This window comes from Cupriavidus sp. SW-Y-13, from assembly GCF_009793345.1.
GTDB lineage: Bacteria > Pseudomonadota > Gammaproteobacteria > Burkholderiales > Burkholderiaceae > Cupriavidus.
Genome location: NZ_WHLX01000002.1, coordinates 2,404,470 through 2,431,234, shown reverse-complemented (window position 1 = coordinate 2,431,234; position 26,765 = coordinate 2,404,470). Strand labels below are relative to the sequence as shown.

General features: G+C 62.9%; 23 protein-coding genes and 1 pseudogene. 9 read left to right on the top strand and 15 right to left on the bottom strand.

Features of this window, described 5'->3' with window-relative positions; all coding sequences use genetic code 11:
- Nucleotides 1-21 precede the first annotated feature (21 nt).
- The gene (locus GA566_RS26355; protein ID WP_160474477.1) at nucleotides 22-1,341 is read right to left on the bottom strand and encodes an MFS transporter; all 1,320 of its coding nucleotides are present in this window, start codon (nucleotides 1,339-1,341) and stop codon (nucleotides 22-24) included.
- A gap of 148 nt (nucleotides 1,342-1,489) precedes the next feature.
- Here GA566_RS26355 and cyoA point away from each other — a divergent pair, with 148 nt between their 5' ends.
- From cyoA to cyoD, 4 genes are all read left to right on the top strand, one after another.
- On the top strand, nucleotides 1,490-2,551 hold the full coding sequence (gene cyoA / locus GA566_RS26350) for a ubiquinol oxidase subunit II (protein WP_137927281.1): 1,062 nt from the start codon (nucleotides 1,490-1,492) through the stop codon (nucleotides 2,549-2,551).
- Nucleotides 2,552-2,682: 131 nt separating this feature from the next.
- Nucleotides 2,683-4,698, top strand: coding sequence for a cytochrome o ubiquinol oxidase subunit I (gene cyoB / locus GA566_RS26345; protein WP_137927282.1), 2,016 nt, complete (start codon nucleotides 2,683-2,685; stop codon nucleotides 4,696-4,698).
- Nucleotides 4,691-5,377, top strand: coding sequence for a cytochrome o ubiquinol oxidase subunit III (gene cyoC, locus GA566_RS26340; RefSeq protein ID WP_137927283.1), 687 nt, complete (start codon nucleotides 4,691-4,693; stop codon nucleotides 5,375-5,377). Before cyoB ends, cyoC begins: the two co-directional genes overlap by 8 nt.
- On the top strand, nucleotides 5,374-5,811 hold the full coding sequence (cyoD, locus tag GA566_RS26335; RefSeq protein ID WP_137927284.1) for a cytochrome o ubiquinol oxidase subunit IV: 438 nt from the start codon (nucleotides 5,374-5,376) through the stop codon (nucleotides 5,809-5,811). The genes cyoC and cyoD overlap by 4 nt, the downstream gene beginning before the upstream one ends.
- Before the next feature lie 77 nt (nucleotides 5,812-5,888).
- On the opposite strand, the pseudogene GA566_RS26330 reads toward cyoD, so the two are convergent.
- From GA566_RS26330 to GA566_RS26315, 4 genes and pseudogenes are all read right to left on the bottom strand, one after another.
- Nucleotides 5,889-7,430, bottom strand: a pseudogene (locus GA566_RS26330) (methyl-accepting chemotaxis protein).
- 289 nt (nucleotides 7,431-7,719) lie between these two features.
- On the bottom strand, nucleotides 7,720-9,012 hold the full coding sequence (locus tag GA566_RS26325; protein WP_160474476.1) for an MFS transporter: 1,293 nt from the start codon (nucleotides 9,010-9,012) through the stop codon (nucleotides 7,720-7,722).
- A gap of 155 nt (nucleotides 9,013-9,167) precedes the next feature.
- Nucleotides 9,168-9,941 (bottom strand): CDP-diacylglycerol diphosphatase, encoded by a 774-nt coding sequence (locus GA566_RS26320; RefSeq protein WP_160474475.1) that lies wholly within the window; start codon nucleotides 9,939-9,941, stop codon nucleotides 9,168-9,170.
- Nucleotides 9,942-9,971: 30 nt separating this feature from the next.
- Complete coding sequence (locus GA566_RS26315; protein WP_130392286.1) at nucleotides 9,972-10,205, bottom strand: CDP-diacylglycerol pyrophosphatase; 234 nt, start codon at nucleotides 10,203-10,205, stop codon at nucleotides 9,972-9,974.
- Nucleotides 10,206-10,410: 205 nt separating this feature from the next.
- On the opposite strand from GA566_RS26315, the gene GA566_RS26310 reads away from it, so the two are divergent.
- Both GA566_RS26310 and GA566_RS26305 read left to right on the top strand, forming a co-directional pair.
- Nucleotides 10,411-11,115, top strand: coding sequence for a DUF899 family protein (locus GA566_RS26310; RefSeq protein ID WP_137927288.1), 705 nt, complete (start codon nucleotides 10,411-10,413; stop codon nucleotides 11,113-11,115).
- A 67-nt stretch (nucleotides 11,116-11,182) separates the two neighbouring features.
- Complete coding sequence (locus GA566_RS26305) at nucleotides 11,183-12,232, top strand: phytoene/squalene synthase family protein (RefSeq protein WP_160474474.1); 1,050 nt, start codon at nucleotides 11,183-11,185, stop codon at nucleotides 12,230-12,232.
- Nucleotides 12,233-12,283: 51 nt separating this feature from the next.
- Here GA566_RS26305 and GA566_RS26300 read toward each other — a convergent pair whose 3' ends face one another.
- The 6 genes from GA566_RS26300 to GA566_RS33010 all read right to left on the bottom strand — a co-directional run bounded on the left by GA566_RS26300 (nucleotide 12,284) and on the right by GA566_RS33010 (nucleotide 16,947).
- The gene (locus GA566_RS26300) at nucleotides 12,284-12,595 is read right to left on the bottom strand and encodes a hypothetical protein (RefSeq protein WP_137927290.1); all 312 of its coding nucleotides are present in this window, start codon (nucleotides 12,593-12,595) and stop codon (nucleotides 12,284-12,286) included.
- A 201-nt stretch (nucleotides 12,596-12,796) separates the two neighbouring features.
- The gene (locus GA566_RS33015) at nucleotides 12,797-12,934 is read right to left on the bottom strand and encodes a hypothetical protein (RefSeq protein ID WP_171020485.1); all 138 of its coding nucleotides are present in this window, start codon (nucleotides 12,932-12,934) and stop codon (nucleotides 12,797-12,799) included.
- 106 nt (nucleotides 12,935-13,040) lie between these two features.
- Nucleotides 13,041-13,784, bottom strand: coding sequence for a sulfite exporter TauE/SafE family protein (locus tag GA566_RS26295; RefSeq protein WP_137927291.1), 744 nt, complete (start codon nucleotides 13,782-13,784; stop codon nucleotides 13,041-13,043).
- A 174-nt stretch (nucleotides 13,785-13,958) separates the two neighbouring features.
- Nucleotides 13,959-14,357 (bottom strand): FKBP-type peptidyl-prolyl cis-trans isomerase, encoded by a 399-nt coding sequence (locus GA566_RS26290; RefSeq protein ID WP_137927292.1) that lies wholly within the window; start codon nucleotides 14,355-14,357, stop codon nucleotides 13,959-13,961.
- A gap of 112 nt (nucleotides 14,358-14,469) precedes the next feature.
- Complete coding sequence (locus GA566_RS26285) at nucleotides 14,470-16,665, bottom strand: phosphocholine-specific phospholipase C (protein ID WP_160474473.1); 2,196 nt, start codon at nucleotides 16,663-16,665, stop codon at nucleotides 14,470-14,472.
- 69 nt (nucleotides 16,666-16,734) lie between these two features.
- Nucleotides 16,735-16,947, bottom strand: a complete 213-nt coding sequence (locus GA566_RS33010; RefSeq protein ID WP_202126969.1) for a hypothetical protein — start codon at nucleotides 16,945-16,947, stop codon at nucleotides 16,735-16,737.
- A 391-nt stretch (nucleotides 16,948-17,338) separates the two neighbouring features.
- Here GA566_RS33010 and GA566_RS26280 point away from each other — a divergent pair, with 391 nt between their 5' ends.
- Nucleotides 17,339-17,956 (top strand): hemolysin III family protein, encoded by a 618-nt coding sequence (locus GA566_RS26280; RefSeq protein ID WP_137927295.1) that lies wholly within the window; start codon nucleotides 17,339-17,341, stop codon nucleotides 17,954-17,956.
- A gap of 57 nt (nucleotides 17,957-18,013) precedes the next feature.
- Here the strand turns inward: GA566_RS26280 and GA566_RS26275 are convergent, their stop codons facing one another.
- From GA566_RS26275 to GA566_RS26260, 4 genes are all read right to left on the bottom strand, one after another.
- A complete protein-coding gene (locus GA566_RS26275) occupies nucleotides 18,014-19,537 on the bottom strand; it encodes a tripartite tricarboxylate transporter permease (RefSeq protein WP_160474472.1) in 1,524 nt (507 codons plus the stop codon).
- 9 nt (nucleotides 19,538-19,546) lie between these two features.
- Nucleotides 19,547-20,050: a tripartite tricarboxylate transporter TctB family protein gene (locus GA566_RS26270; RefSeq protein WP_160474471.1), complete on the bottom strand. Its 504-nt coding sequence runs from the start codon at nucleotides 20,048-20,050 to the stop codon at nucleotides 19,547-19,549.
- 176 nt (nucleotides 20,051-20,226) lie between these two features.
- Nucleotides 20,227-21,231: a tripartite tricarboxylate transporter substrate binding protein gene (locus GA566_RS26265; protein ID WP_160474470.1), complete on the bottom strand. Its 1,005-nt coding sequence runs from the start codon at nucleotides 21,229-21,231 to the stop codon at nucleotides 20,227-20,229.
- A gap of 232 nt (nucleotides 21,232-21,463) precedes the next feature.
- Complete coding sequence (locus tag GA566_RS26260) at nucleotides 21,464-22,669, bottom strand: alanine--glyoxylate aminotransferase family protein (RefSeq protein ID WP_137927299.1); 1,206 nt, start codon at nucleotides 22,667-22,669, stop codon at nucleotides 21,464-21,466.
- A 250-nt stretch (nucleotides 22,670-22,919) separates the two neighbouring features.
- On the opposite strand from GA566_RS26260, the gene GA566_RS26255 reads away from it, so the two are divergent.
- Both GA566_RS26255 and GA566_RS26250 read left to right on the top strand, forming a co-directional pair.
- Nucleotides 22,920-23,612 (top strand): GntR family transcriptional regulator, encoded by a 693-nt coding sequence (locus tag GA566_RS26255; protein ID WP_137927300.1) that lies wholly within the window; start codon nucleotides 22,920-22,922, stop codon nucleotides 23,610-23,612.
- A 76-nt stretch (nucleotides 23,613-23,688) separates the two neighbouring features.
- Nucleotides 23,689-26,709, top strand: coding sequence for an FAD-binding and (Fe-S)-binding domain-containing protein (locus tag GA566_RS26250; RefSeq protein WP_160474469.1), 3,021 nt, complete (start codon nucleotides 23,689-23,691; stop codon nucleotides 26,707-26,709).
- The last annotated feature ends 56 nt before the right edge of the window (nucleotides 26,710-26,765 follow it).

The following is a 26,765-nucleotide window of genomic DNA, read 5'->3' as shown; positions in this document are numbered from 1 at the left end:
TCGGCGCTTTCACGTCAGGCGTCATTCGTCCGGTGTACCGAGCGCACGGTTCACGCGCAGCGCAATCAGCGTGCCCAACACCCCTGACAGCAGGTACAGGCTCACCGCCGCCAGGCCGAACAGCGACGACAGCCCCAGCGCGACCAATGGCGCAAACGCGGCACCGAACAGCCAGCCAAAGTCCGTGGTCAATGCAGCGCCCGTGTAGCGGAATTTCGGATCGAAGTTCGACGTGACCGCGCCAGCCGATTGCCCATAGGACAGGCCCAGCAACCCGAAGCCCACCAGGATGAAGATGTCCTGCGCAGTGGAATCGCCACCCAGCAGCCACGGCGTGGCCAGACTGAAGATACCGATCAGCACGGCCATTACCGCCAGCGTGGTGCGCCGGCCAATCTTGTCGGCAATCCAGCCGGAGATGATCGTGCCGATGATCGCGATGAAGCCGCCCACCAGCTGGATCGCCAGCACGTCGGAGATGTCCTGGGTCTTGTGCAGGATCACCCAGCCCAGCGGAAAGACCGTGACGAGGTGGAACAGCGCATAGCTGGCCAGCGAGGCGAAGGCGCCCAGGAAGATGTTGAAGCCCTGCGCGTTGACCATCTGCAACGTGCTCAGCGGCTCCAGTTCGTCTTCCTCCAGCAGCCGCGTGTATTCGTGGGTCACCACCAGCCGCAGCCGTGCGAACAGCGCCACCACGTTGATGGCGAAGGCCACGAAGAACGGATAGCGCCAGCCCCAGTCGATGAACTCCGCCGGTGTCAGGCTCGCATGCAGGAACAGGAACAGCCCGCCCGCGATGATGAATCCCGTGGGCGCGCCCAGTTGCCCCAGCATCGCGTACCAGCCGCGCTTGTCCGCCGGGGCATTGAGCGCCAGCAGCGAAGGCAGCCCGTCCCAAGAGCCACCGAACGCAATGCCCTGCACGAAGCGGAAGAACGCCAGCAGGTAGATCGCCGCGCTGCCGATCGACGCATAGGCTGGCAGGAAGGCGATGCCCACCGTGGCGGTGCCGAGCAGGAACAGCGAGGCAGTCAGCTTGGTACCCCGCCCCCACCGGCGCTGGATGCGCATGAACAGCGCGGTGCCGAACGGGCGGCCGATGAACGCGAACGAGAAGATCGCGAAGCTGAACAGCAGCGCGTTCAGCTCACTGGCAAACGGAAAGTAGACCTTCGGGAAAACCAGTACCGAGGCGATGCCGTAGACGAAGAAATCGAAATACTCGGAAGCACGCCCAATCACCACGCCTGTGGCGATTTCGGCAGGTGCCACCTCGTGGTGTCCCGGCGCCGGAGGTGCAGTCGGCGACGCGCGATGCTGGTGGGTCAGACTGGCCATCGTGGAGTCTCCATCGAGAGCAGAAGGAATGTCGTACTGCACTTAAAGTCCCGCACTGACAAGAATAGCGCCTAAACTGCCATTGGAAATCGAAAGATTGCTACGTCGGTCCGCCGTCGACGTAATTCAAACGCCACTTCCGAGAACCATGCCACGCTTCGATGCTGCAGTGCCAACATTTGGTGTGACGAAAAGATTACTTCTTAGAAGTGCCGCAATCGCCATGCTCCTGACCGTCGCGGGTTGTGGCAACGCGGTACTGCTGTCACCTTCCGGCGACCTCGCCGTGCGCAACCGCGACCTGATCATCATCGCCACGCTGCTGATGTTGCTCATCATCGTCCCGGTGATATGCCTGACGCTGCTGTTCGCGTGGCGCTACCGAGAGAATGCCAAGGACGCGCCCTACAACCCCGAGTGGGACCACTCCACCGTGCTGGAACTGGCCATCTGGGCCGCGCCACTGCTGATCATCATTGCGCTGGGTGCCGTGACATGGGTGAGCACCCACCAGCTCGATCCTTACCGGCCCATCACACGGCTCGACGACAAACGCGCCGTCCCCGCCGACATCAAGCCACTGACCGTGGAAGTGGTGGCGATGGACTGGAAATGGCTGTTCCTGTATCCCGAGCAAGGCATTGCGACGGTCAATGAACTGGCCGCGCCGGTGGACCGGCCCATCGCGTTCAAGCTCACGGCCACCTCGGTCATGAACGCGTTCTTCGTGCCCTCCCTGGCCGGCATGGTCTACGCGATGCCCGGCATGGAAAGCAAGCTCCACGCGGTGATCAACAAGCCCGGTGTCTACGAGGGACTGTCATCGAACTACAGCGGCGCGGGCTTCTCGCACATGTCATTCAAGTTCCACGGCCTCTCCGAAGGCGACTTCGACAAATGGGTACAGCAGGTGAAAGCCTCGGGCACACCCTTGTCGAAAGAAAGCTACCAGGCGCTGGCCAAGCCCAGCGAACGCGAGCCGGTGCGACGCTATGCCAGCGTGGCCCCCGAGCTCTACCAGCAGATCCTGAACCGTTGCGTGGATGGCGGCACCTGCATGGCAGACACGATGGCGCTGGACCGCAGCCGCGGCAAGTTCGATCCTTCCGCTGAAATCTGTACCGCCAGCAATACCGTGGCTGTGTCGCCGGCATTCGCGCCGGATGGCGCGGCACCGGGCGCGGTGGACGGCGGGCGATTGTTACGCTGACCTTGCAGTGACCGTTGCGATGGCGACGGTCTGCCATGCGGCATTCCAGGCAATCGGCGTAATCCAGGCTTTCAACGCTTTTCATCTCACTCGTCGGCCAGAATTGGTCAACACAGGCCCAGGTGACAAACATGCCCGAGCACTCCACACTCGCCAGTCCGCTTCATCCGATCTTTGGCCGACTCTCGTGGGAGGCCATCCCGCTGCATGAACCGATCCTGATCGCCACGTTTGCCGTCGTGCTGCTCGGCGGCGTGGCACTGGTAGGGCTGCTGACCTACTACCGCGTCTGGGGCTACCTGTGGCGCGAGTGGTTCACCAGCATCGACCACAAGAAGATCGGCATCATGTACGTCATCCTGGGCATCGTGATGCTGCTGCGCGGCTTTGCCGACGCAGTGATGATGCGTATTCAGCAGGCCGTGGCCTTTGGCGACAACCTCGGCTACCTGCCCCCTCACCACTACGACCAGATCTTCACGGCACACGGCGTGATCATGATCTTCTTCGTGGCCATGCCGCTGATCACGGGACTGATGAACTTTGTGGTGCCGCTGCAGATCGGCGCGCGTGACGTGGCGTTCCCCTTCCTCAACAACTTCAGCTTCTGGATGACCACCGGCGGCGCAGTGCTCGTGATGATGTCGCTGTTCGTCGGCGAATTCGCGCGCACCGGCTGGCTGGCATATCCACCGTTATCGGGCATCCTGCACAGTCCGGACGTGGGGGTCGATTACTACATATGGGCGTTACAGGTAGCGGGGGTGGGAACACTGCTATCGGGTATCAACCTGCTGGTCACCATCGTCAAGATGCGCGCACCGGGCATGACGCTGATGCGCATGCCGATCTTCACGTGGACGGCGCTGTGCTCCAACGTGCTGATCGTGGCCGCATTTCCGGTGCTGACCGCAGCGCTCGCATTGCTCTCGCTCGACCGCTACGTCGGCACCAACTTCTTCACGGCAGACCAGGGCGGCAGCGCCATGCTCTACGTGAACCTGATCTGGATCTGGGGCCACCCCGAGGTCTACATCCTGGTGCTGCCCGTGTTCGGCGTGTTCTCCGAAGTCACCGCCACCTACTCGCGCAAGCGCCTCTTCGGCTACGCGTCGATGGTGTATGCCACGGTGGTGATCACGGTGCTGTCTTACCTGGTCTGGCTGCATCACTTCTTCACGATGGGCTCCGGCGCCAGTGTGAACTCGTTCTTCGGCATCACGACGATGATCATCTCGATACCGACCGGGGCGAAAATCTTCAACTGGCTGTTCACGATGTACCACGGCAAGATCCGCTACGAGCCACCCATGCTGTGGACGGTGGGCTTCATGATCACCTTCGTGATCGGCGGCATGACGGGCGTGCTGCTGGCGGTGCCGCCGGCGGACTTCTCGCTGCACAACAGCCTGTTCCTGATTGCCCACTTCCACAACGTGATCATCGGCGGCGTGCTGTTCGGCCTGATGGCGGCCATCTCGTACTGGTTCCCGAAAGCCTTCGGCTACAAGCTGGTGGCCTCCTGGGGCAAGGCATCGTTCTGGTTCTGGCTGGTGGGCTTCTATTTCGCCTTCATGCCGCTGTACTGGCTGGGCCTGCTCGGCGTGACGCGCCGGATGAACCATTTCGACGATCCCTCGCTGCAGATCTGGTTCCAGATTGCCGCGTTCGGCGCGTTCCTGATTGCGCTGGGCATCGCATGCTTCATCATCCAGCTGGTGGTCAGCTTCCTGCGCCGTGACGAACTGCGCGACGTGACGGGCGATCCGTGGGACGGCCGCACGCTGGAATGGTCCACTTCATCGCCGCCGCCGCAATACAACTTCGCCTTCACCCCGGTGGTGCATGACACCGACGCCTGGTGGCAGATGAAGCAGCTCGGCTACAAGCGTCCGCTCGAAGGGTTCATTCCGATCCACATGCCGAAGAACACGGCGGCGGGCATCGTCCTGGCGGGACTCTCCACGCTGATGGGCTTTGCACTGATCTGGCACATCTGGTGGCTCGTGATCGCGTCGTTCGCGGCCATCATCATTGCCGCCATCATCCACACCTTCAACTACAAGCGCGATTACTACATTCCGACCGACGATGTGGTGCGGACGGAAGCCTTGCGCACTCAACAACTGATGACCGGCCATGGTTGATACGACGCTCCCCCTGCACCCGAACGGCACGCCGGCACATGCCCCCGTGCCCACAGGCACCGCCGCGGCCGACGACGTGCCGCCTGGCGGCTACCAGTTCTACCTGACCGAGGAACATCATCCGCAGAACGGCACGCTGCTGGGGTTCTGGATCTACCTCATGAGCGACTGCCTGATCTTCGCGTGCCTGTTCGCCGCCTATGGCGTGCTGGGCCGCGAATATGCAGGAGGCCCGACCGGGGCCGAGTTGTTCGATTTGCCGCTGGTGGCGCTCAACACCTCGTTCCTGCTGCTGTCGTCGATCACGTACGGCTTTGCGATGCTGCAGATGCAGCAGAAGCGCGTGGCCGGCACGCAGATCTGGCTGGCCATCACGGCGCTCTTCGGCGCCGGGTTCCTGTTCCTGGAGCTCTATGAGTTCGCGCATCTGATCCATGAAGGCGCAGGCCCCACGCGCAGCGCGTTCCTGACTTCGTTCTTCGCGCTGGTCGGCACGCACGGGCTGCACGTGACCTTCGGCATGCTCTGGCTGTTCGTGCTGATGGTGCAGGTCGGCAAGCACGGCCTGATTCCGGCCAACCGCCGCCGCCTGATGTGCCTGTCGATGTTCTGGCACTTTCTGGACGTTGTCTGGATTGGCGTCTTCACCTTTGTCTATCTGATGGGAACACTGCCATGAGCGCGCAAGACCACGCACTGGATGGCCACGGACACGGCCACGACCATGAGCACGACCATGAAGAGGAAGGACCGCATTCCACGCTGGGCGGCTACCTGACCGGCTTCGTGCTATCGGTTTTCCTGACCGCTGTGCCGTTCTGGCTGGTGATGGGCAACGTGTTCGACAAGTCGTCGACCACGGCCATCGTGATCCTGTTGATTGGCGCGGTGCAGATCGTGGTGCACATGATCTACTTCCTGCACATGAACGCGAAATCGGAGGGCGGCTGGAACATGCTCTCGCTGATGTTCACGCTGACGCTGGTGGTGATCACGCTGTCGGGATCGCTATGGGTGATGTTCCACCTGAACAGCAACATGATGCCGCACATGCAGCACGTACAGGATGCGGCCCAGTCGGGTGGCACGATCGTGCCGCCGCGGACGAAATAGCTTCGCGAAGTATCGCTTTACGCGAATAAAAAACGCCGGCGGATCCAGGTCCGCCGGCGTTTTTTTGCTCAAACCAATCAGGCAGCCAGCCGGAACGTTGCCACCGCTTCCTTGAGACGCTGCGCCTGCTCTTCCAGCGAGCCAGCCGCCGCAGCGGCCTGCTCCACCAGCGCAGCATTCTGCTGCGTGACGGTATCCATCTGCGTCACCGCCTGGTTCACCTGCTCGATGCCGGCGCTCTGCTCGGCAGACGCCGCGCTGATCTCGCCCATGATGTCGGTCACGCGCTTCACCGCGCTCACGATCTACTCCATGGTCTCTCCGGCCTGCGCCACCAGTTGCGAACCGCGCTCGACGCGATCTGCCGAATCCCCGATCAGCAACTTGATTTCCTTGGCAGCCGTAGCCGAACGTTGCGCCAGGCTGCGCACTTCGCCTGCCACCACCGCAAAGCCGCGACCCTGCTCGCCGGCACGTGCCGCTTCCACGGCAGCGTTCAGCGCCAGGATGTTGGTCTGGAACGCGATGCCTTCGATCACGGAGATGATGTCCACCACCTTGCGCGACGACGTGTTGATCTCGTCCATCGTGTTCACGACCTGGCCCACCACGTCGCCACCCTGCGTCGCCACTTCCGATGCGTTCACAGCCAGCGAACTCGCCTGCTTGGCGCTATCCGCGTTCTGCCGCACGATGCTGGTCAACTCTTCCATGCTCGACGCAGTTTCCTGCAGCGACGATGCCTGCTCTTCGGTGCGTTGCGAAAGATCGGTGTTACCCGCCGCGATCTGGCTCGTACCCGTGGCAATTGCCTCGGTGCCGTTGCGCACTTCCTTGACGATGCCAAGGATGTTGTCGTTCATCTCGCGCAGGGCTTCGAGCAACTGCCCCGTCTCGTCCGTGCTGTCCACGTCGATGCGGCTCGTCAGGTCGCCAGCGGCCACGGTGCGCGCAAAGCCTACCGCGCGATGCAGCGGGCGCGTGATGCCGATGGTCAGCCACCAGGCAAAGCTCACGCCGATGGCCAGCGCAATCACGCCCAGCAGGATCAGGCCGTTGCGCGCGCTTTCATAGATGTGGTTGATCTCGCCAGCGGTCTGGTCGATCGACGTGCGCTGGATATCGAGCAGCTTCTGGATTTCGGCAAGGTACGCATCGCCAGCCGGCACGAACTCGTTGTCGAGCACCTTGTTCGCGTCATCCGTCAGGCCCTCGGCCTTGAGCTTGGTGATCTTGTCGCGCGAATCGTTGTACGGATTGCGCACTACCTGGATCTTCTTGAACGCCGCCTTTTCTTCGTCGGTCTTCAGCGTCGGCTCGATCTTGTCGCGCAGTTCCGCAATCGCCTTCACCGAATACGCCGTCTCCTTGGCGAAGAACGCGCCGAGCGTGGGGTCACTGCTACGCGCCACGGCCGTGGTGCGACGCACGCTCGAATACATGAGCCGATACCAGTCGCTCACCAGCCGTTCCTTGGCCAGCGGTTCCTGCATCATCTCGTGCGTGCGGCCTGCAACTTCCTGCAGCCTGTAGACGCCCAGCACCGTCATCAACGTGCTCAATACCAACACCACGCCAAAGCCAATGCCAAGGCGCACACCAATACCAAGATTCTTCATTTCTTCTTACCTGATTGATTGGTTCGTGGCAGGCCGTGGTCATTGCCCACGGCCGCTCCTCCTGCGTAGCCGCGCGATGCATGTACGCACGGACAGACATTGGGAGTCCTAACGGTCAGGCGTAGAAGAAACTTGAGCAAAAACTAAGGGAAAACGCGAATTGCGGCGACAACGTCAAACTGAAAGCTGTTTGTAATATTGAAATGATTGCGGCGGATGAATGCCCCCTTTAGTGAGGCCACTCACCCGCCGCGGTGGCGCGATTTTGCGCGCGTGTTTCGCCGTGACGTCAGGGCTTCACAACCGGTGCCGAGGTGGGACTGAACCAGTAGGCCACCAGCGACAGCACCACGGCGATGACTGCCGAGAGAAAGATGGCCGCGTAGATATCGGGGTTCGCCCAGCCGCGCAGATGTCCAGCATTAGCGATCAATCCGAAGCCCCACGATGTCAGCGCCGACCCGAGGAACACGAACGTGTTCAGCACGCCCAGTCCCCGACCACGCGCCTGCGCAGGAATCAGCGCACGACCCTGCGCCATCACCAGCGGATGCAACATGCCGATGGTGGACAGCAGCGCCATCATCGCCACGCCGGACACCACGCCAGCATCGGGCCAGATCGTCAGCGCGATACCGCCGATCATCGCAAAGCACGCCCATCCGCCCACGGTGGACTTGAGCGTGTTGCGACGCACGAGTACAGGCAGCAGGAATGCCGTGAGGAATCCAGTCAGGCTCAGCAGCGTCAATGCCACGCCGCGCGCGCCGGCCTGCATGCCGAACACATCCGCCAGATAAGGACCGCTCCACGCATTACGGAAACCCGTACCGGCCGCCATCGCCACGCACATCGGAATCAGCGTCCATAGCGGCCAATACGCCAGCAGCTTGCCGCTCTCGGCCAGCATGGCCCCCATCGGCGCCTGCCGCGCCTGCGCGTGACCGCTGTCTCGCACATAACGCCACACGCCGTAACACGCGCCCACCATGCACAACGCGGACACTGCCAGCGCGGGCCGCCATCCCGCGTGCTGCGAGATCCATCCCAACGGGGCCGTGGCACACAATGCGCCAACCATGCCCAGCGCGTTGGAGCGACTCACAATTCGCATGTATTGCCGCTCGTCGAGATTTTCGGAGGCGTAGTGCAGCAGGCCCATGAACACCGGCGCACAGGCCAGACCGAGACCCATCTGCGCGAGCATCGCCACCGCCCAGTTGGGAGCAAGCACGAAGCCAACTGCCGATAACGCACCAATCGCCAACAGCCACGCCGTGGGACGCCCCACGCCATAGCGATCGAACGCGATGCCTACGGGAATCTGCGCGACAGCAAACGAAAGGAAGAAGCACGACGACATCGCCCCGAAGCCGGCGGGCGACAACGCAAAGTCATGCTGGATCTCGGGCGCGATAACCGCCAGGCAACTGCGATAGAACTGGCTGAGGATGAAAGCAAAGGTCAGCAGCGCAAGTCCGCGCGAGACGGTGGTCTGATTGGGAACAACGGAAGTGTGCGGGCGCCGGTCAGACGCGGGCGTTGCCGGATTGGATTCCGGTTCTGGTGCCGGGGTATGCATTGGGATACGTCGAAGGAGGCTCGCGACGTATTCTACGCGGCAAGATGCTGGCGTCGGCTCTCGCGGCGCCCGTCACACGCAAGAAAAAGCCGATCATCGCGCAATGATCGGCATTCCACCGGCCTCACATTCCACCTGGCAAAACCTCTGCCGGTTCAACCGTCCGATGGCAACGCACGTCCCAGCTTGCAACCGCGATCCAGGAAATCACTCGCGTGGCCGTTGCCACCTGCCGCCTTGTCCACCGGCTCATCGACCACGACAAACCCTGCCACACCGCCCGCTGGCTGGATATAGCCGACGAACACGCCACGGTCTGCAATCTCCTTGCCGCCCGCGCTCTGCCTGACCACATCGAAAGGATCAACAGTCAGCGTGGGCTGCGCGGACGGAATCAGCATGGCGCGCACCGGCTTGCCCTGGAAACTCAGGTCGGTCCATTGCGTGCCGATCTTGTTCGTCGTCAGGAAATCGCGCGCGCGGTCGCTGATGCAATCGAGATGGATATGAAGTTGATCCTGGCTGCGCGACGCGCGCGCATTGATCGCCAACCCGACGAGCGGATCGGGCAACGGCTTGCCAATCGACTTGGCGACGATGTCACGCGCCTGCCAGCCGAACGTCCACGCACTGTGTGTTTTGCCGTCCGACCAGACACGCGGATCTTCCACGCCGCCGACGGGCTGGTCAGGAATCACGAGATAGTGGGAGGCGCCAATCGCATCCTTGTACAGCACGAAGCCGCGCTGGCGATCGACGACGACGCAATCGGTGTGAGTAGGCGTGGCAGGAACGAGGCACCGTTCCTGCACATGTTTCCAGAGCGAATCGCGGGAGAAGGCACCGACCAGGCGTTCCAGCAGGCCCACATCGGCAAAGGCATGCCCCGACGCGGCAAGCGCCAGGCAACACAACAGCAAACGTCTCACTTCGGCAAACTCCCAGGTGCGCCAGATGCTTCAGCGCGCAGTGCGTCCGCCGTAGTAAGTGCCGTTGCGGGGATTCGAAACCATGTAGTCGTGGCTGCGCGCCCAACGCTGGGCGGCCAGGAAGACTTCAGGTTCACGTTGACTCCAGGCGCTGATCATCAGCGGTGGAACTTCATCCTCGGTATTGAGGTAGACAGCCGCCCGATGCAATGGGCCACGGTCTAGGGTTCCTGGAATCGTCGAGGTACGAATCGTCACGCGCATCAGGTCATTCCTTGAAGCCCAGATGCTAGAGATTATGCAGCGCCGCGCGTGACATGGGAATGACTGTCACATAGCGCAGTGCGCATGTGGACACGTCTTTGCCTATGCTGGTCAGACAGCCGCGCCGGACCGGGCTTTGCGGGTAGCGCGGGTTTTTCCCAGCGTGGCGCGTACGCCACGCTTTCGCTTTTCAGGAGGGCAGACGATGACGCAATCGTCCACTTTGGTGCCGGCAACCGAGCTTGCCGCGCGTAACGTTATCCACTTTCCGAACGAAACCACCGCCTATCGCCAGGCGCGCAACGCGCTGCTGGCAGAGGAAATCGAACTGCGCCGCCATATCGAGCGCGTGGCCGTCATGCGCCGGGAACTGCCGCCGGGCGGCGAAGTGACCAAGACCTATCGTTTCACAGGGGAAAACGGACCGGTCACGCTGGCCGATCTCTTCGGCAACAAGGACACGCTGGTGATCTACAGCTACATGTTCGGGCCGCAACGCGAGAAGCCCTGCCCGATGTGTACATCGCTGATGGCGGGCTGGGAGGGCAAGGTGCCCGATATCGAACAACGCGTGGCGCTTGCCATGATCGCGCGCTCGCCCATCGAGCGCCTCAAGACAGCCAAGGCGGAACGTGGCTGGACGCAGTTGCCGATCTACGCCGACACGGATGGCGATTTCACACGTGACTACGTCAGCCCCAGGGACGAGGACATGCCCGCCTACAACGTGTTCAGCCGGCGCGACGGCACGATCCGCCTTTTCTACAGTTCGGAGTTCTCTTTCGACATATCGGACCCCGGACAGGACCCGCGCGGCGCACCCGATCCCGATCCACTCTGGACATTGCTCGACACCACCCCCGAAGGACGCGGCGACTGGTATCCCGAACTCTCGTATGAGAAGTCCTGACATGCAGTGACGCCAGCGGCACGGCCTCCCGCTACAATGCGCCGTTCCTCGACGCCATCACCATGCCATGCCGACACCAGACCGGGCCTTCCTGCTGGGCCCGTTACTCAAGGGAGTGTCCCGCTCGTTCTATCTGACACTGCGCATCCTGCCTGCGGGCATGCGCGACCCTGTCGGCCTTGCCTACCTGTTGGCTCGCGCCGCCGATACGATCGCCGATACTTCGCTGATTCCGCCCGCGCAGCGGCTGCAACTGCTGCTTGCGCTGCGCGAGCGTGTGAATGGCATCGATGACAACGGCGCACTGGCGCAACGCCTCGCTGTCGAAGTGGCCGGACAACAGACCGACTCCAACGAGAAAGTGCTGCTCGAATCGATCGGTCCTGCGCTCGACGTGCTGGCCCAGCTTGCCAAGCGCGACCGCATCGCCGTGCAGGACATCGTTACCACGCTCACCGAAGGCATGGAGTTCGATCTGCGCACGTTCCCGGACGAACGTTCGGGCGAAGTGGCCGCGCTGCCGGCCCTGGCCGATCTCGATCGCTATACCTATCTCGTCGCCGGTTGCGTCGGCGAGTTCTGGACCACGATGACCGATGCGCATGCACCCGGCGTCATGCAGGCACCAGTGGACACGATGCTGCGCCGTGGCGTGCGCTTTGGCAAGGCGCTGCAACTGGTGAACGTGCTGCGCGACTGCGGCAAGGATTTGCGCATCGGCCGCTGCTACCTGCCCACCGAAGTGCTCGATCGCCATGGCCTGACACCACAACTTCTGCTAGATGCAGCGAATTCAACGCGCGCCGTGCCCATGCGCAACGAACTGCTGCGCATCGCACTGGATCACTTCCGCGAAGCCTCGGCCTACACCTTTGCCCTGCCCCGTACCGCCATCCGCTTGCGGCTCGCGTGCCTGTGGCCGATCCTGATCGGGCTCGAAACGCTGGCGCTACTGGCAGAGAACGACGCTTGGCTGGACCCGGCGCGCGCGAGCAAGGTGGACCGCCGCAGCGTGTATCGCATCCTGGCGCGCAGTACGGGGCTGGTGATGTGGGATGGGCAACTGCATCGCTGGATCGATGGGTTGATCGAGCGTATCGAAGACCGCACGCGCTGAAACGCACAAGGGCCGCTTTCGCGGCCCTTGAGACAACTTCACAACCCTGACTTACTGCGCTGCGGGCGCCTTCTTCTGCGCCTTCTGCGACGACTTCTTCTTCGTGCTCTTGGTGTCGGTCAGGGCCGACGACGTGCTCTTGTTCGCGCCCTGCGTGTACGGATCGAACTTGTCGCCAGCACGCGCCGCGTCGGGTGTATAGCCGTCCTTGTTCGACACGCGCGCCGGATCCGGCACATAGCCGTCCTTATTGGTGGTGCGCATGTTGTAGTCGTAGCGGTCGGCGGGGTTGGCCGGGCCGGCTGCGAATGCCAGCCCCGGAACAAACACTGCCACCGCCAATGCCATCGTGAACGCCTTCATGGAAGCCTCCCTGCGAACGATTGAATTTGACGTACGCAAAGTCTGGCAGGACAAAAGCGTACGGACCATCTGCAAGCCTAGTCGTTAGTTCCCCGAATCGCCATGACGACGAAGGGGCGCAGCATGCATCACCGTGCGATTTCGAAAAAAGCTGTGTCGTGCAGCAAGCCGAGCACCAACAAGGGGCGTCTCGCAGGCTGATCAGGGACGCAGCAGGTCGAACCCGGCCAGCAGCACGACGCCGCTCAGGACATCCATGGACATCGTGCCATTGCCAAGAATCAGGATGGCGGCGGCGGTCCACGACGTGGCGCAGAAGAGGAAAAAACGCTTGTTCATGATGCGGGGCGATGCAGGGCGAAAGCGGCCACAGGGGCGGTGGCGGAATGTGCTAATCAGTATAAACCCTGATTGCTTCCGCGATGTGCCGCATCGGGCACGGATCTCAGATCAGTTTCGGTACCGATGCCACAAGCATGGCCACCCCCGACGCACTCAGCAGCGTCAGCACGATGCGCCGGAAGGTGACTTCGCTGATGCCGATGTAGACGCGCGTGCCGATCAAGGTCGGAATCAACATGGCTGGCGCCACGATGGCGAACATCGGCAGCATGTCGCGCGTCACCAGGCCCGTGGCAATGTAGACACCCATCGTCACGATCAGCGCGCCGAGGTTGAAGTTCTGGATGACCACGCGCTGGCGGTCCTTGTCAAAGCCGCGCAGCGTGCACCAGAGCGTGGGCACGATGCCGGTGAAGCCGCCGATGCCACCCATGATCCCGCCGATTGCACCGACGACCCCATCCGCAACGCGGCCACCATGCGTGATGCGCGGCATGCGGCTGGCGAACAGCATGATGGGACAGAACACCACAAGCACAGTGCCAAGGCAGAGCTTGAAGAGGTTGACGTCGAGCATCGGCAGCACGCTCACGCCAATGGGAATGCCGACGAGGCCGCCCAGCAGGAACGGCAGCACCGTGGCGAGGTGAAACTTGCGGCGAACCGTGAAGGCGGCAAGCAACTGCCCGGTTAGCGATCCGAACACCGACATCGCCGCCGCCATATGCGGTTCCACACCCCACGCCCAGAACGACATCGCCACCATGCCGAACGCAAAGCCCGACAGACCTTGAACAAAACCAGCGACAGCGGCGCCCAAGGCGACGATGAGGAAGAGGGAGTCCATGGGGGCGATATACGAGAACCGAGGGGTTGCTCCCCTCTCCCTATGGGAGAGGGGCGGGGGAGAGGGCAGGCGGTTCAAATTGCCAACAGTAGGCAAGCAGAACTTCTGGCCCTCTCCCCCAACCCCTCTCCCGCGATGCGGGAGAGGGGAGTCAAAGCAATGGAGAGGAAAGCCTTACTTCCCGATCCCCAGCAACTCCACCTCAAAATTCAGCGTCGAGTTCGGCGGGATCGTGCCTGGGACGCCGCGTGCGCCGTAGGCAGTGGATGCCGGGCAGGTCAGCTTGGCCTTGCCGCCAACCTGCATCTTCTGCACGCCTTCGGTCCAGCAGGGAATCACGCCGTTCAGCGGGAACGAGATCGGCTGGCCGCGCTTGTACGAGCTGTCGAACTCGGTGCCATTGGTCAGTGTGCCACGATAGTGGACCTTTACCGAATCAGTCGCCTTCGGCGACGGGCCCGTGCCCTTGGTGATCGTTTCGATGACCACGCCCGAAGGCAGCGTTTCGGCGGCAACGGCCATGCCCGAGACTGCCAGCGTCGCGGCGGCAAGCATCAGCGAAAGAGTTTTCATGTGAATTGGGTCGTGTCGGAGTGTAGGGATGGCGCCCGATCGCCAGACCGGACGCCAGCCGGCAAGTGTACACGTCACACTCGCCGGCGCACTGCATGGCTCGCCTGTCCGATTACGCCACCACGCCCAGGGCCGGATCGCTGATCGAGTCCTTGCCGTTCTCGATGCGGCCGGCGATGCGGCGACGGAACGACGGAGCGATATCGCAGGCGATCTCGAAGTCGTACCAGTTTCCGCTATCGCCCAGCGGCCACGCCAGTTCGCCCACGGCGCCCGGCGCCACGGTCTTGCTCCACGGGCCATCGGTGCGATACGCCTTGGCCGCCGCGCTGAACGTGCAGGGCTTGTCGCCACGGTTGAACAGCTTGACCTGCAGTTGCGGCGGATCGCACAGCTCGTAGCAGACCTGGATCTCGGCGGTGGCCTGCTCGCTGACGTTACCAATGAACTCGCGGTGATAACCGTTCGGTCCGATCACCCACAGGTCGTACTTGCCGTTGTCGGCCGCCACACTCCACACGCCATCCAGGGTCTTGCCGGCTTCCACCACATAGCGGCGCGGAATGGCATCGAGGTGCAGCTTGTCGTAGACATGGAACACCGCACCCGCCGCACCGCCGTTGGCGAAGCTCAGCGTCACCGTCTTGCCCGTGGCATCGGCGCGCGACGTGGTGTGCAGCTCGTACGGCAGTGCGCGCGAAGGACGCGTGCCGGTCTGCTGCACGGGCGTGACCGGGGTAGTGGGGACCGGAATCGCGGCCATCGCCGCCTGCGAAATCGCGAGGTTGTCCACTGTCACCTTCGTGCTGCGTCCGGCCAGCGTCGGCAACGCCTGCGCGTTCGGATTGACGAAGTTGAACGCCGAGGTCAGGTCACCGCACACCGCGCGACGATACGCGCCGATCTGCGGCTCCTTCACGCCGAAGCGCTTCTCCAGGAACAGCAGCGTCGAGGTGTGATCGAACGTCTGCGAATTGACGAAGCCGCCACGGCTCCATGGCGAGACGATCCACATCGGCACGCGCGGGCCCGGGCCGAACGGCTTGCCGTCGATCGGCGCCTGGCCGTTCTGGGTGGTCGTGGCCGGCGGATAGTTGTGGTACTCAAACGCCATGTCGGCATCGGCCAGCGTGCTGCCACCAGCGAGCGAGCCATCGGTATTGCGCGACGGCGCCGAAGGCGGGGGCAGGTGATCGAAGAAGCCGTCGTTCTCGTCGTAGTTGATCAGCAGTACGGTCTTGCTGAAGACCTCGGGGTTGGCCGTCAGCGCGTCCAGCACTTGTTGTACATACCAGCCGCCTTGTGCGGGGCTCGACGGTCCCGGGTGCTCGCTATAGAGCGACGGCGGGATGATCCACGAAATTTCGGGCAGCGTGCCGTTGGCGATATCGTCGCGGAAGCTTTGCAGCAGCCCATCGGGCATGGTGTTGCCGAAGCCCTTGGCCAGCGGGCTCAATGCATCGTCGATGGCCGGATCGTAGGCAGGCGACACAGCGGGAAGCGCCACGGGGCGTCGTCCCGCAGGCATCGATTCCATGGCTGCGCGCCAGTGCTTGAAGCCCATCATCTCGTTGCAGCCGTAGTTGTCCGCCAGGCTCTGGTAGACCTTCCAGCTCACGTTGGCATCGACGAGACGATCCGCATACGTCTTCCAGTCCCAGCCGGCCGTGGACGGTCCCACGTCATTGCCGCCATTGAACTCGTTGACCATGGCCGAGACACCGCTGCCACTCGGGCCGTTGGTGCCGGTCCAGTAGTACAGGCGGTTCGGGATCGTGCCCGTGTGCATCGAGCAGTGGTAGGCGTCGCACAGCGTGAACGCATCGGCCAGCGCACGCTGGAACGGTACTTCGGCCGTCTCGTAGTACGACATCGACAACCGGTTCTTGGCCACCGGCCAGCGGTTCATGCGGCCATGATCCCACGCTGCCTGACCATTGGGCCACGTATGCGGCGTGCTGCCGGCGCGCTGCGCGTTGCCCAGCTTGGCATCGAGGCGGTATGGCGTGAGCGTGTTGTTGGTGGCGTCGGTCTGGAAGAACGCGTTCTGACCGTTGGCCAGCGGAATCGCGAAGCGGTCGCCATAGCCGCGCACACCCTTGAACGTGCCGAAATAGCTGTCGAACGAGCGGTTCTCCAGCATCAGCAACACGACGTGCTTCACGTCGTTGATGGTGCCAGTGGCGTTGTTGGCCTCGATCGCCAGCGCGCGGCGGATGCTCGGCGGGAACGATGCCAGCGTGGCGGCGGCCGCAGCGGTGCCGACCGTGTTGCGCAGGAACTTGCGCTTGGATGGGTTGAAAGTCATGCCGGGTCCGGGGAATGGGTAGTTGTTTGGGACTGACCGTTTTCAGGGGGGGCGGGACGTAACTTGCCTTCAGGGCGCGGGCGCGCAGTGGGCCGTGGTGCAGGCCGTGGGCGTAGTGCCACCGTTACCGCCATTGCCACCATTGCCGCCGCCAGTGGCCGGGGGCGTCGGGTTGTTGTTGTCGTCGCCGCCGCAGGCGCTCAGCAGCAGGGCCAGGGACAGCAGGCCGGCACCCAGCACCGGCCTGATCACGCGCGAATGAACGGGAGTTGTGGTTGTCATGTGTCGAGGTCGAGGAGTCGAAAGACGGGCCGAGCAACAACAATCCAGGTGCCCGGGCGCGTTCTCGGCCGCGTTTGTCTTTCCAAATGTCTTGATTGACGGGGGGCACCCCTCGCCCGGGGGATATCCGATGCGAGACCGGCAGTCTCGTCGCTTGATATGTCAATGATGTGACCAGAGCGATACGAATCGATCGTTTGAATGCAGATGCATTGCGAATGAACATCCGGCAGCCACGGTAGCGATACTGCAGCCCCAGGGGCGCAAGGGCGTCCATGCCAAACCCTTTCCAGATGATGAAATGACCCTGCTTCTGCCGGCAAAATCACCCAACTTCGCGATCCATGCCAAAATATGCGCCTGATTCACCTCGCAACTTGGAGCCATCAGGATGTATCGCGGCGAACGGTTCAATGGGTATAGCCACCTCGCGGGCGCAGTGCTGGCCGCGGCTGGCATGGCGGTGCTGGTCACTTACTCGGCGCTCTACCACGACGCCTGGAAGGTGGTCAGTTCCGTGGTCTATGGCACCACGCTGGTGTTGCTCTACACCATCTCCACCGTCTATCACAGCGTGCGCGGACCGGCCAAGGACGTTCTCCGGCGCCTCGACTACTGCGCCATCTACCTGCTGATCGCGGGCAGCTACACACCCTTCGCACTCGTCACGCTGCGCGGCCCATGGGGCTGGGCGCTGTTCGGCATCAACTGGGGACTCGCCGCCATCGGCATCATCCAGGAACTGTGGATCGGCCATCGCACACGGATTCTGTCGCTGTCGATCTACGTGATCATGGGCTGGCTGGTGGTGATTGCCTTCCAGCCGCTGACGGCGGCATTGCAGCCCGCGGGGCTGTATTGGCTTGTGGCAGGCGGCGCGGTCTACACGGCCGGTATCGGCTTCTTTCTGTTCGACGAAAAGGTGAAGCACTTCCACGGCATCTGGCATCTGTTCGTGCTCGGTGGCAGCATCTGCCAGTTCATCAGCATCTTCTTCTACGTGGGCTGATCCACGGGTACGGCAGAAGCAGTACGGCCCGCTTGCGCGGGCCGTTTTTCATTCAGGTCATTCTCCGGCGCCTTCGTGCGCCGACACCATTCGCCGCCGCGTCTTCTCCCTGAGTCCGCCCAGCACGGGCCATACCAGGATCACCACGGCCAGCGCCATGATCGTGCCCACCAGTCCATTCGACCAGAACACATTCATTTCGCCCTGCGACATCAGCATGGTCTGGCGGAACGCATCCTCGGCGCGATCACCGAGCACCAGCGCCAGCACCAGCGGTGCCAGCGGATAGTCGAGCTTCTTCAGCACATAGCCGATCACGCCGAAGATCAGCATCAGCCAGACGTCGAACATCGCGTTATGCACAGTGAATGCGCCAATCGCACAGACCACCAGGATCAGCGGCGCGATGATCGCAAACGGGATGCGCAGGATCGCGGCGAACAGCGGTACCGTGGACAGCACCACGATCAACCCTGCGATATTGCCCAGGTACATGCTGGCGATCAGGCCCCATACGAACGTCTTCTGCTCGGTGAACAGCAGCGGCCCCGGCTGCAGACCCCAGATCATCAGACCGCCAAGCAGCACGGCCGCCGTGGCGGAACCTGGGATGCCCAGCGCCAGCATCGGCAGCAGCGCACTCGTGCCCGCCGCATGCGCGGCGCATTCCGGTGCGATCACCCCCTCGACATTGCCCTTGCCGAACGTGTCCTTCTGGCGCGAGAAGCGCTTGGCCACGCCGTAGCCCATGAACGATGCCGCCGTGGCACCGCCCGGCGTCACGCCGAGCCAGCAGCCGATGACCGACGAACGAATCAGCGTCATCCAGTAGCGCGGCAATTCGGCCCACGTCTTGAGCACCACCTTGAGATCGATGTTGGCGCGCTTGCCACGGAAGGCGATGCCCTCTTCCATCGTCATGAGGATTTCGCTGATACCGAACAGGCCAATCACGACGACGAGGAAGTCGAAGCCGCGCAGCATTTCGGTGGAGCCGAATGTCATGCGCAGCGTGCCCGATACCGTGTCCATGCCCACCGCCGCGAGTGCAAAGCCGATGCACATCGCGATCACGATCTTCGCCTTGGGTTCCTTGCCCATGCCGATGAAGCTGCAGAACGTCAGGAAGTACACCGCAAAGAATTCCGGTGGCCCGAAACGCAATGCGAACTTCGCCACCATCGGCGCCAGGAACGTGATCAGCAACACACCGGCCAGCGCCCCGAGGAACGATCCCGTGAATGCCGACGTCAGTGCGCGTCCCGCCTCGCCCTGCTGCGCCATGGGATAGCCATCGAATGTGGTGGCCACCGACCAGGCCTCGCCGGGGATATTGAACAGGATCGACGTGATGGCGCCGCCGAACAACGCGCCCCAGTAGATGCACGACAACATGATCACGGCCGATGTGGGTTCCATCGAGAATGTCAGCGGCAGCAGGATGGCCACGCCATTCGGTCCACCCAGACCCGGCAGCACGCCCACCACGATGCCGAGCAGGATGCCCACAAGCATGAGCCCGACGTTGTGCCACGACATCGCGACGGCAAAGCCGCCCATCAGCGAATTGAGTTCTTCCATGGTCGCCCCTTAGAAGCCGAGCGCCGCTTCGAGCGGACCCTTCGGCAGCGGCACGCGGAATTGCAGCTCGAAGACCCAGAACAGCACCGCATTGATCGCCACGCCCGTCAGCACCGCGCGCCACCACGCGAACTTGCCGATCACGCGCATGAAGCCCGCAATGAAGATGGTCGAGGCCACGTAGATGCCGAGCCACGCAATCAGCCCGATGTAAGCCGTGAGCGGCACGAGAATCACCGCAACCTGTTTCAGCTGCGGCACCGTGACGAACACTGCCTCACTATCCATTCGCCGCGCCTGCCACAGCACCACCAGGCACGCGATAAAGATCAACGCGCCGATGCGCATCGGAAAGTAACCGGCCTCCGGACCATCCGGCGCCCAGCCGGCACCGATCTGGTAATTGCTCACCATCACCACTACCGCGCCGATCGCAATCAGCAGCGCCACGGCGATCTCCGCCGCCCGCACCGATATCGCGGCCGGCGCGGCGTCGTGTGTTTCGTTGTTCATGGGGATTTCCTCTCTGTTGGTTTGCTCCCCTCTCCCGCTGTGCGGGAGAGGGGTTGGGGGAGAGGGCTGGAGGTTCTGCTTGCCGACTATTGGCAATTTGTACCGCTGGCCCTCACCCCCCGCCCCTCTCCCGCCATGCGGGAGAGGGGAGACAACAATCGGTGAGAGTCGAGGCCCTACTTCGCCGCCGCCACGAACCCAGCTTCCTTAATGATGTCCTTGTGCCGCGCTTCATCGGCAGTCAGGAACTCCGTCAGCTTGGGTCCGGTGAGGAAATCGTTCTTGAGCGCGTTTTTCTCCAGGTATTCCTTCCACTCGGGCGTGGCCACTACCTTCTGCATCAGATCCACGTAGAACTTCTGCTGGTCCGGCGTCACGCCACCGGGCAGCATGAACACGCGCAGCATCTGGTATTGCACATCGAGGCCCTGCTCCTTGCAGGTGGGGATGTCGCCCCAGCTTTGCGTGCCGGTGATCTTGGCCGAGTAGTGCATGCGCTCCGGTGCAAAGACGCACAGTGCGCGATGTTCGCCGGCACGCCATTGCCCGATGGATTCGGAAGGATTGTTGACGTTGGAATCGATATGCTTGCCCGACAATTGCGTGGCCGCCTCACCGCCGCCCTTGTACGGGATGTAGATAAAGCGCACACCAGCTTTGCGTTCGGTCTGCGCGGTGATGATCTGGTCTTCGCGCTTGGAACTCGTGCCGCCCATCTTGAACTTGGACGGCGTCTTCTTCACGTCGGCGAGGTAGTCGGATGGCGTCTTGTACGGGGCTTCGGCGTTGGTCCACAGCACGAACTCGTCCTGCGCCACCATGGCCACCGGTGTCAGGTCGCGCCAGTTGAACGGCAACTGGCTGATCATCGGCACCGTGTATAGCGCCGACGATGTCACCAATAGCTTGTGCGGATCGCCCTTCGCGGCCTTCGCATCCATCAAGCCTTCCGCACCGCTGGCGCCCGCCTTGTTCACCACGATCATCGGCTGGCCCATCAGCTTGTGCTTGGCGATGATGCCCTGGATGGAGCGCGCCATCTGGTCAGACGCCCCGCCCGCACTGAACGGCACCACAAGCTCGACCGGCTTGGTCGGTTCCCACGCAAAGGCCGGAGCGGCCCAGGTCACACCAAACAGCGAAGCACACGCTAGCGCGCGTGCGGCATAACGCAACGTCATGATCTGTCTCCTAGGGTGATGACGGGACGCCTCTGAGGGGCGGCCTCGGGTTTTTTTGCTTCTTGTTTTACCGCTTGTCTTGCTCCCCTCTCCCGTGGAACGGGAGAGGGGTTGGGGGAGAGGGCCATGCGGTTCTGCTTGCCGACCTGTCTCGATTTGAGCCACTTGCCCTCTCCCCCGCCCCTCTCCCGCTTGCGGGAGAGGGGAGAACACCGAGAGGGGTTTAAACCAATCAAGCCGCCCGCAACGCCGGCTCAACCGCTGCTTTCTTCAAACTCTCCATCGCGGCCAGCACACCACCCGCCTTGTGCGGTACGCCTGCCAACCCAAGTCCCATCTCCACGCCGGCCAGCGTGCCCATCAGCGTCAGGTCGTTGAAGTCGCCGAGATGGCCGATGCGGAAGACCTTGCCCGACAGCTTCGACAGCCCTTGTCCCAGCGACATGTTGAAGTTCTCCAGCACGATCTTCCGGAAGGCATCGGCGTTGTGCCCTTCAGGCATGACCACGGCGGTCAGCGCGGGGCTGTATTCCGCAGGGTTCTGGCAAAGGATTTCCAGACCCCATGCCGTCACGCATGCGCGCGTGGCCGCGGCGTGACGATGATGACGCGCGAACACGTTCGGCAGTCCTTCCTCGAACAGCATGTCGCACGCCTCCGACAAGCCATAGAGCAGGTTCGTCGCCGGGGTGTACGGCCAGAAACCGTTCTTGTTCGATTCGATGATTTCGTCCCAGCCCCAGAACGCCTTCGGCAACTTCGCGTTGGCCGATGCGGCGATGGCCTTCTGGCTGACGGCGTTAAACGAGATACCTGGTGGCAGCATCAGTCCCTTCTGCGAACCCGATACGGTCACGTCCACGCCCCACTCGTCGTGGCGGTAGTCCACGGAACCCAGCGAAGAAATCGTATCGACCAGCAGCAGCGCCGGATGCTTGGCGCCGTCAATCGCGCGACGCACTGCGGCGATATCCGATGTCACGCCCGTGGACGTTTCGTTGTGCACCACGCAGACGGCCTTGATCTCGTGGTTGCGATCCTCGGCCAGTCGCGCGCCGATGGCAGCAGCATCCACGCCATGGCGCCAGTCGCCCACGATGAACTCGGGATTCAGGCCGAGCTTGTCGGCCATCTTCTTCCACAGCGATGCGAAGTGGCCGGTCTCGAACATCAGCACCTTGTCGCCCGCTGACAACGTATTGACCAGCGCCGCCTCCCACGCGCCCGTGCCGGACGCGGGATAGATCACCACGGGCTGTGCGGTCTGGAACACCTTGCGGATATCGGCCAGCACCTTCTTGCCGAGTTGCTGGAATTCGGGGCCACGGTGATCGATGGTCGGATAGTCCATCGCGCGCAGCACGCGATCCGGCACATTGGTCGGTCCGGGAATCTGCAGGAAGTGCCGGCCGCTGGGATGGGAATTCAGTCGGATCATGTCGCCTCGTATCCTTATGTTTGAATTTTGTATTCAAAAAACAGATGCGCACTGCAGGTCTGGCATGCGGGATAATGTTGCCCGGGGCAAATCCCGCCGATTCCACACAAATCCCTTATAAATCAACGATTGCAAGGGATTCGAGCCAGCCTTTGCGCGGCTTCCGGAGGCGTCAACGACACCGGAACGCGGTTCGTGCTTGCCCCAGAGTAGTTTTTGAATACAATACTGTCAAGCCAAGCGATCCCTGATGAGCACGCTACCGACCGCATCCTCCCAAGCCGTTGACCGCCAGATCCTGCATGTGGCCGTGGCCCAGCGCCTGCGCACCATGATCATGGAAGGCGATCTCGCGCCCGGCACCCGCCTGAACGAACGCGTGCTGTGCGATCTGCTGCAGGTCTCGCGTACGCCGTTGCGCGAAGCGTTCAAGGTACTGGCTGCCGACGGGCTGGTGACGCTGCTGCCGAACCGTGGTGCCGAGGTGGTGGTGCTGTCGCAGGAGACCATCAATCACCTGTTCGAAATGATGGGCGCGCTGGAGGCGATGTCCGGCGACCTCGCCTGTCAGCGCATCACCGAAGCCGAACTCAACGAGATCCGCGCTCTGCACTACGAAATGCTCGCGTGCCATGCGCGCCGCGACCTGCCCAATTACTACGCGCTGAACCGTCGCATCCACGACGCCATCAACGCTGCCGCACGTAATCCGATCCTGGAGGAGACTTATCGCCGCATCAACCTGCGTATCCAGGCGCTGCGCTTCCGCTCGAACTTCGATCACGACAAATGGGACCTGGCCGTGCAGGAGCACGGGGCCATGCTCGATGCGTTGTCGAAGCGGGACGGCGGCGCGCTGCGCGAGATCTTGCGCGCGCATTTGCAGCACAAGCACGACGCACTGATTGCCGAACTAGAACGCGTACAGGACGCCGCCGCCTGAACGCGTCACGCGCAGCCGCGCGTGCAACGCCATGGCGACGTGTCCGAGTACTCGCAACCCGGAGACATCCCTGCCCATGGCACTGCCCGTTACCCCCACGCCACCCGGCGTGCAACCGCTTCGCTTCATGCCCGGCGCAGCGTCCGCGCCCGATCTGCAATCGCCGCTGTATCGCCGCCTTGCCGCCGAGATGCGCGGCGAGGTGCTGTTCGATCGCGCGAGCCGTGGCCGCTATGCCACCGATGCGTCGATCTACCAGATCATGCCGATTGGCGTGGTGGTGCCGCACGATGAAGCCGATGCAAGACTCGCACTCGATATCGCACGCGACTTCAAGGCACCCCTGCTGCCACGCGGCGGCGGCACCAGCCAGTGCGGCCAGACCATTGGCGAAGCACTGGTCATCGACAACAGCAAGTTCCTGAATCAGGTTGTGGAGTTCGATCCCGTGGCGCGCACGGTCACCGTGCAGCCCGGCATCGTGCTCGATCACCTGAACGCGTGGCTCAAGCCGCATGGGCTGTGGTTTCCGGTGGATGTCTCCACCGCCGCGCAATGCACGATCGGTGGCATGACCGGCAACAACTCGTGCGGATCGCGCTCCATCCAGTACGGCAACATGGTGCACAACGTGCTGGGCATCGATGCGATTCTCGCCAGCGGCGAGGAAGTGCGCTTCGATGCGAACTGGCCAGCGGACACCGCTCCGCATCGTGCGATTGCCGATGGCGTGCGGCGCATCGCCGAACGCGAGCGCGAAGCCATCGCGCAGATGTACCCCAAGGTGCTGCGACGCGTAGGTGGCTACAACCTCGACCTGTTTGCGCCGCAGAACGAACGTCCCTACACCACTGACGGCAGCGTCAATCTTGCGCACCTGCTGGTCGGTTCAGAAGGCACGCTGGCCTACTTCCGCCAGATCACGCTGCAGCTTGCACCGCTGCCCACGCACAAGACGCTTGGCGTGGTGAATTTCCCCACGTTCTACCAGTCGATGGACATGACGCGCCATATCGTCGCGCTCAAGCCCGCGGCCGTGGAACTGGTGGACCGCACGATGATCGATCTCGCGCGCAACAATCCGGCCTTCCGTCCCGTCATCGACCGCGCACTGGTTGGCGAACCCGATGCGATCCTGCTCGTCGAGTTTGCCGGCGAGGACCGCGACGCCACGCTGCGCGGCTTGCAGCAACTGGTTGAGTTGATGGCCGATCTCGGCCTGCCCGGCTCTGTGGTGGAGATGCCTGATGCCGGTCCGCAGAAGGCGCTGTGGGAAGTGCGCAAGTCCGGCCTGAACATCATGATGAGCATGAAGGGCGACGGCAAGCCGGTGTCCTTTATCGAAGATTGCGCGGTGCCGCTCGAACATCTGGCCGAGTACACGTCGCGCCTGACCGAGGTATTCCACAAGCACGGGACGCGTGGCACGTGGTACGCGCATGCGAGCGTGGGCACACTGCACGTGCGCCCCATCCTCGACATGCGGCGCGACGGCGCGGGCAAGATGCGCGCCATTGCCGAGGAAGCCGCAGCAATGGTGCGCGAGTACAAGGGCGCGTACTCGGGCGAGCATGGCGATGGACTGTGCCGTGGCGAATGGGTGGCGTGGCAGTTCGGGCCATCGCTCGCCAATGCATTTGCCGAAGTGAAGGCGCTGTTCGATCCCGACAATCGCTGCAATCCGGGCAAGATCGTGCGCACGCCGAAGATGGACGAGACCGCGCTGTTCCGCTTTCCGCCAAGCTATACGGTGACACCGCTAACGCCTGCGCTCGACTGGTCGGCGTGGAACGTGACGCGCGATCCCGTTACCGAGGAAGAAAGCGCACCGGGCACAGGTCGCGACCCTGCACTCGGACTGGCCGCTGCGGTGGAGATGTGCAACAACAACGGCCACTGCCGCAAGTTCGACGCCGGCACGATGTGCCCAAGCTATCGCGTCACGCGCGACGAACAGCACCTGACGCGCGGCCGTGCCAACACGCTGCGACTTGCGCTGTCGGGCCAGTTGGGCAATGAAGGACTGCTCGACCCCGCCGTGAAAGAGACGATGGATCTGTGCGTATCGTGCAAGGGCTGCAAGCGCGATTGCCCCACCGGCATCGACATGGCGAAGATGAAGATCGAAGTGCGCGCCGCCAACGCACGCGCGGGCAAACTGCGCATGCGTGATCGGCTCGTCGCGTTCCTGCCGCGCTATGCGGGAGCCGCCAGCCGCATGCCGTGGCTGTTCAATCTGCGCGATAGCGTGCCGGGTCTCGCACAACTTGGCGAACGCGTACTCGGCATCTCGGCCAAACGTTCGCTGCCGCGCTGGCAATCGGCTTTTCTGGGCGAGAACTATGTGGCGCCCACTACCGGCGGCAAGGAAGTGGTGCTGTTCGTCGACACCTTCAACAACCACATGGAACCCGAGAACGCCCGCGCCGCGCAGCGCGTGCTGGAAGCTGCGGGCTACACCGTGCACCTCTCCGGTGTACCGGGCGAGCGACCGCTCTGCTGTGGCCGCACGTTCCTGGCCGCAGGGCTTGTCGATGAAGCGAAGACCGAGGCAAAACGCGCGCTCGATGCGCTGCTGCCGTTCGTCTCGCGCGGCGTAGCGGTGGTGGGACTGGAGCCCTCATGCCTGCTGTCGATGCGCGACGAGTTCCTGCAATACGGCTACGGAGACGCCGCGCGGCAGCTTGCGGACAACGCGTTCCTCTTCGAGGAATTCCTGGTCCGCGAACGCGCAGCGGGACGCTTCGAGCCAACGCTGAAACCTATCGGCCATGCGCAGGCGCTGCTGCACGGTCATTGCCACCAGAAGGCGTTCGATGCGGTACGTCCGGTGGAACAGGTGCTCGGCTGGATTCCGGACCTCAAGACCTCGCTGATCGAATCGTCTTGCTGCGGCATGGCAGGCAGCTTCGGCTACGAAGCCGAGCATCATGAGGTGTCGATGCGGATGGGCGAACTGTCGTTGTTGCCTGCGGTGCGGAAAGCAGATGCGCAGACGCTGGTAGTGGCGGATGGCACGAGCTGCCGCCATCAGATTCATGATGGGGCCGGAAGGGAGGCGGTGCATGTGGCGAGGGTGTTGGAGATGGCGTTGTAGGTTTTTATATCTCCCGCTCCCTGTCTTGCTCCCCTCTCCCGCATGGTTTGCTCCCC

Excerpts from the sequence above, each read along its gene's own strand:
- cyoD (WP_137927284.1), top strand. The coding sequence starts at position 5,374 with ATGAGCGCGCAAGACCACGCACTGGATGGCCACGGACACGGCCACGAC.
- GA566_RS26300 (WP_137927290.1), bottom strand. The coding sequence starts at position 12,595 with ATGAAGGCGTTCACGATGGCATTGGCGGTGGCAGTGTTTGTTCCGGGG.
- GA566_RS33010 (WP_202126969.1), bottom strand. The coding sequence starts at position 16,947 with ATGACAACCACAACTCCCGTTCATTCGCGCGTGATCAGGCCGGTGCTG.
- GA566_RS26275 (WP_160474472.1), bottom strand. The coding sequence starts at position 19,537 with ATGGAAGAACTCAATTCGCTGATGGGCGGCTTTGCCGTCGCGATGTCG.
- GA566_RS33015 (WP_171020485.1), bottom strand. The coding sequence starts at position 12,934 with ATGAACAAGCGTTTTTTCCTCTTCTGCGCCACGTCGTGGACCGCCGCC.
- GA566_RS26280 (WP_137927295.1), top strand. The coding sequence starts at position 17,339 with ATGTATCGCGGCGAACGGTTCAATGGGTATAGCCACCTCGCGGGCGCA.
- cyoB (WP_137927282.1), top strand. The coding sequence starts at position 2,683 with ATGCCCGAGCACTCCACACTCGCCAGTCCGCTTCATCCGATCTTTGGC.
- GA566_RS26315 (WP_130392286.1), bottom strand. The coding sequence starts at position 10,205 with ATGCGCGTGACGATTCGTACCTCGACGATTCCAGGAACCCTAGACCGT.
- GA566_RS26250 (WP_160474469.1), top strand. The coding sequence starts at position 23,689 with ATGGCACTGCCCGTTACCCCCACGCCACCCGGCGTGCAACCGCTTCGC.
- cyoC (WP_137927283.1), top strand. The coding sequence starts at position 4,691 with ATGGTTGATACGACGCTCCCCCTGCACCCGAACGGCACGCCGGCACAT.
- GA566_RS26270 (WP_160474471.1), bottom strand. The coding sequence starts at position 20,050 with ATGAACAACGAAACACACGACGCCGCGCCGGCCGCGATATCGGTGCGG.
- GA566_RS26310 (WP_137927288.1), top strand. The coding sequence starts at position 10,411 with ATGACGCAATCGTCCACTTTGGTGCCGGCAACCGAGCTTGCCGCGCGT.
- GA566_RS26260 (WP_137927299.1), bottom strand. The coding sequence starts at position 22,669 with ATGATCCGACTGAATTCCCATCCCAGCGGCCGGCACTTCCTGCAGATT.
- GA566_RS26285 (WP_160474473.1), bottom strand. The coding sequence starts at position 16,665 with ATGACTTTCAACCCATCCAAGCGCAAGTTCCTGCGCAACACGGTCGGC.
- GA566_RS26355 (WP_160474477.1), bottom strand. The coding sequence starts at position 1,341 with ATGGCCAGTCTGACCCACCAGCATCGCGCGTCGCCGACTGCACCTCCG.
- GA566_RS26295 (WP_137927291.1), bottom strand. The coding sequence starts at position 13,784 with ATGGACTCCCTCTTCCTCATCGTCGCCTTGGGCGCCGCTGTCGCTGGT.
- GA566_RS26265 (WP_160474470.1), bottom strand. The coding sequence starts at position 21,231 with ATGACGTTGCGTTATGCCGCACGCGCGCTAGCGTGTGCTTCGCTGTTT.
- GA566_RS26325 (WP_160474476.1), bottom strand. The coding sequence starts at position 9,012 with ATGCATACCCCGGCACCAGAACCGGAATCCAATCCGGCAACGCCCGCG.
- cyoA (WP_137927281.1), top strand. The coding sequence starts at position 1,490 with ATGCCACGCTTCGATGCTGCAGTGCCAACATTTGGTGTGACGAAAAGA.
- GA566_RS26255 (WP_137927300.1), top strand. The coding sequence starts at position 22,920 with ATGAGCACGCTACCGACCGCATCCTCCCAAGCCGTTGACCGCCAGATC.
- GA566_RS26305 (WP_160474474.1), top strand. The coding sequence starts at position 11,183 with ATGCCGACACCAGACCGGGCCTTCCTGCTGGGCCCGTTACTCAAGGGA.
- GA566_RS26290 (WP_137927292.1), bottom strand. The coding sequence starts at position 14,357 with ATGAAAACTCTTTCGCTGATGCTTGCCGCCGCGACGCTGGCAGTCTCG.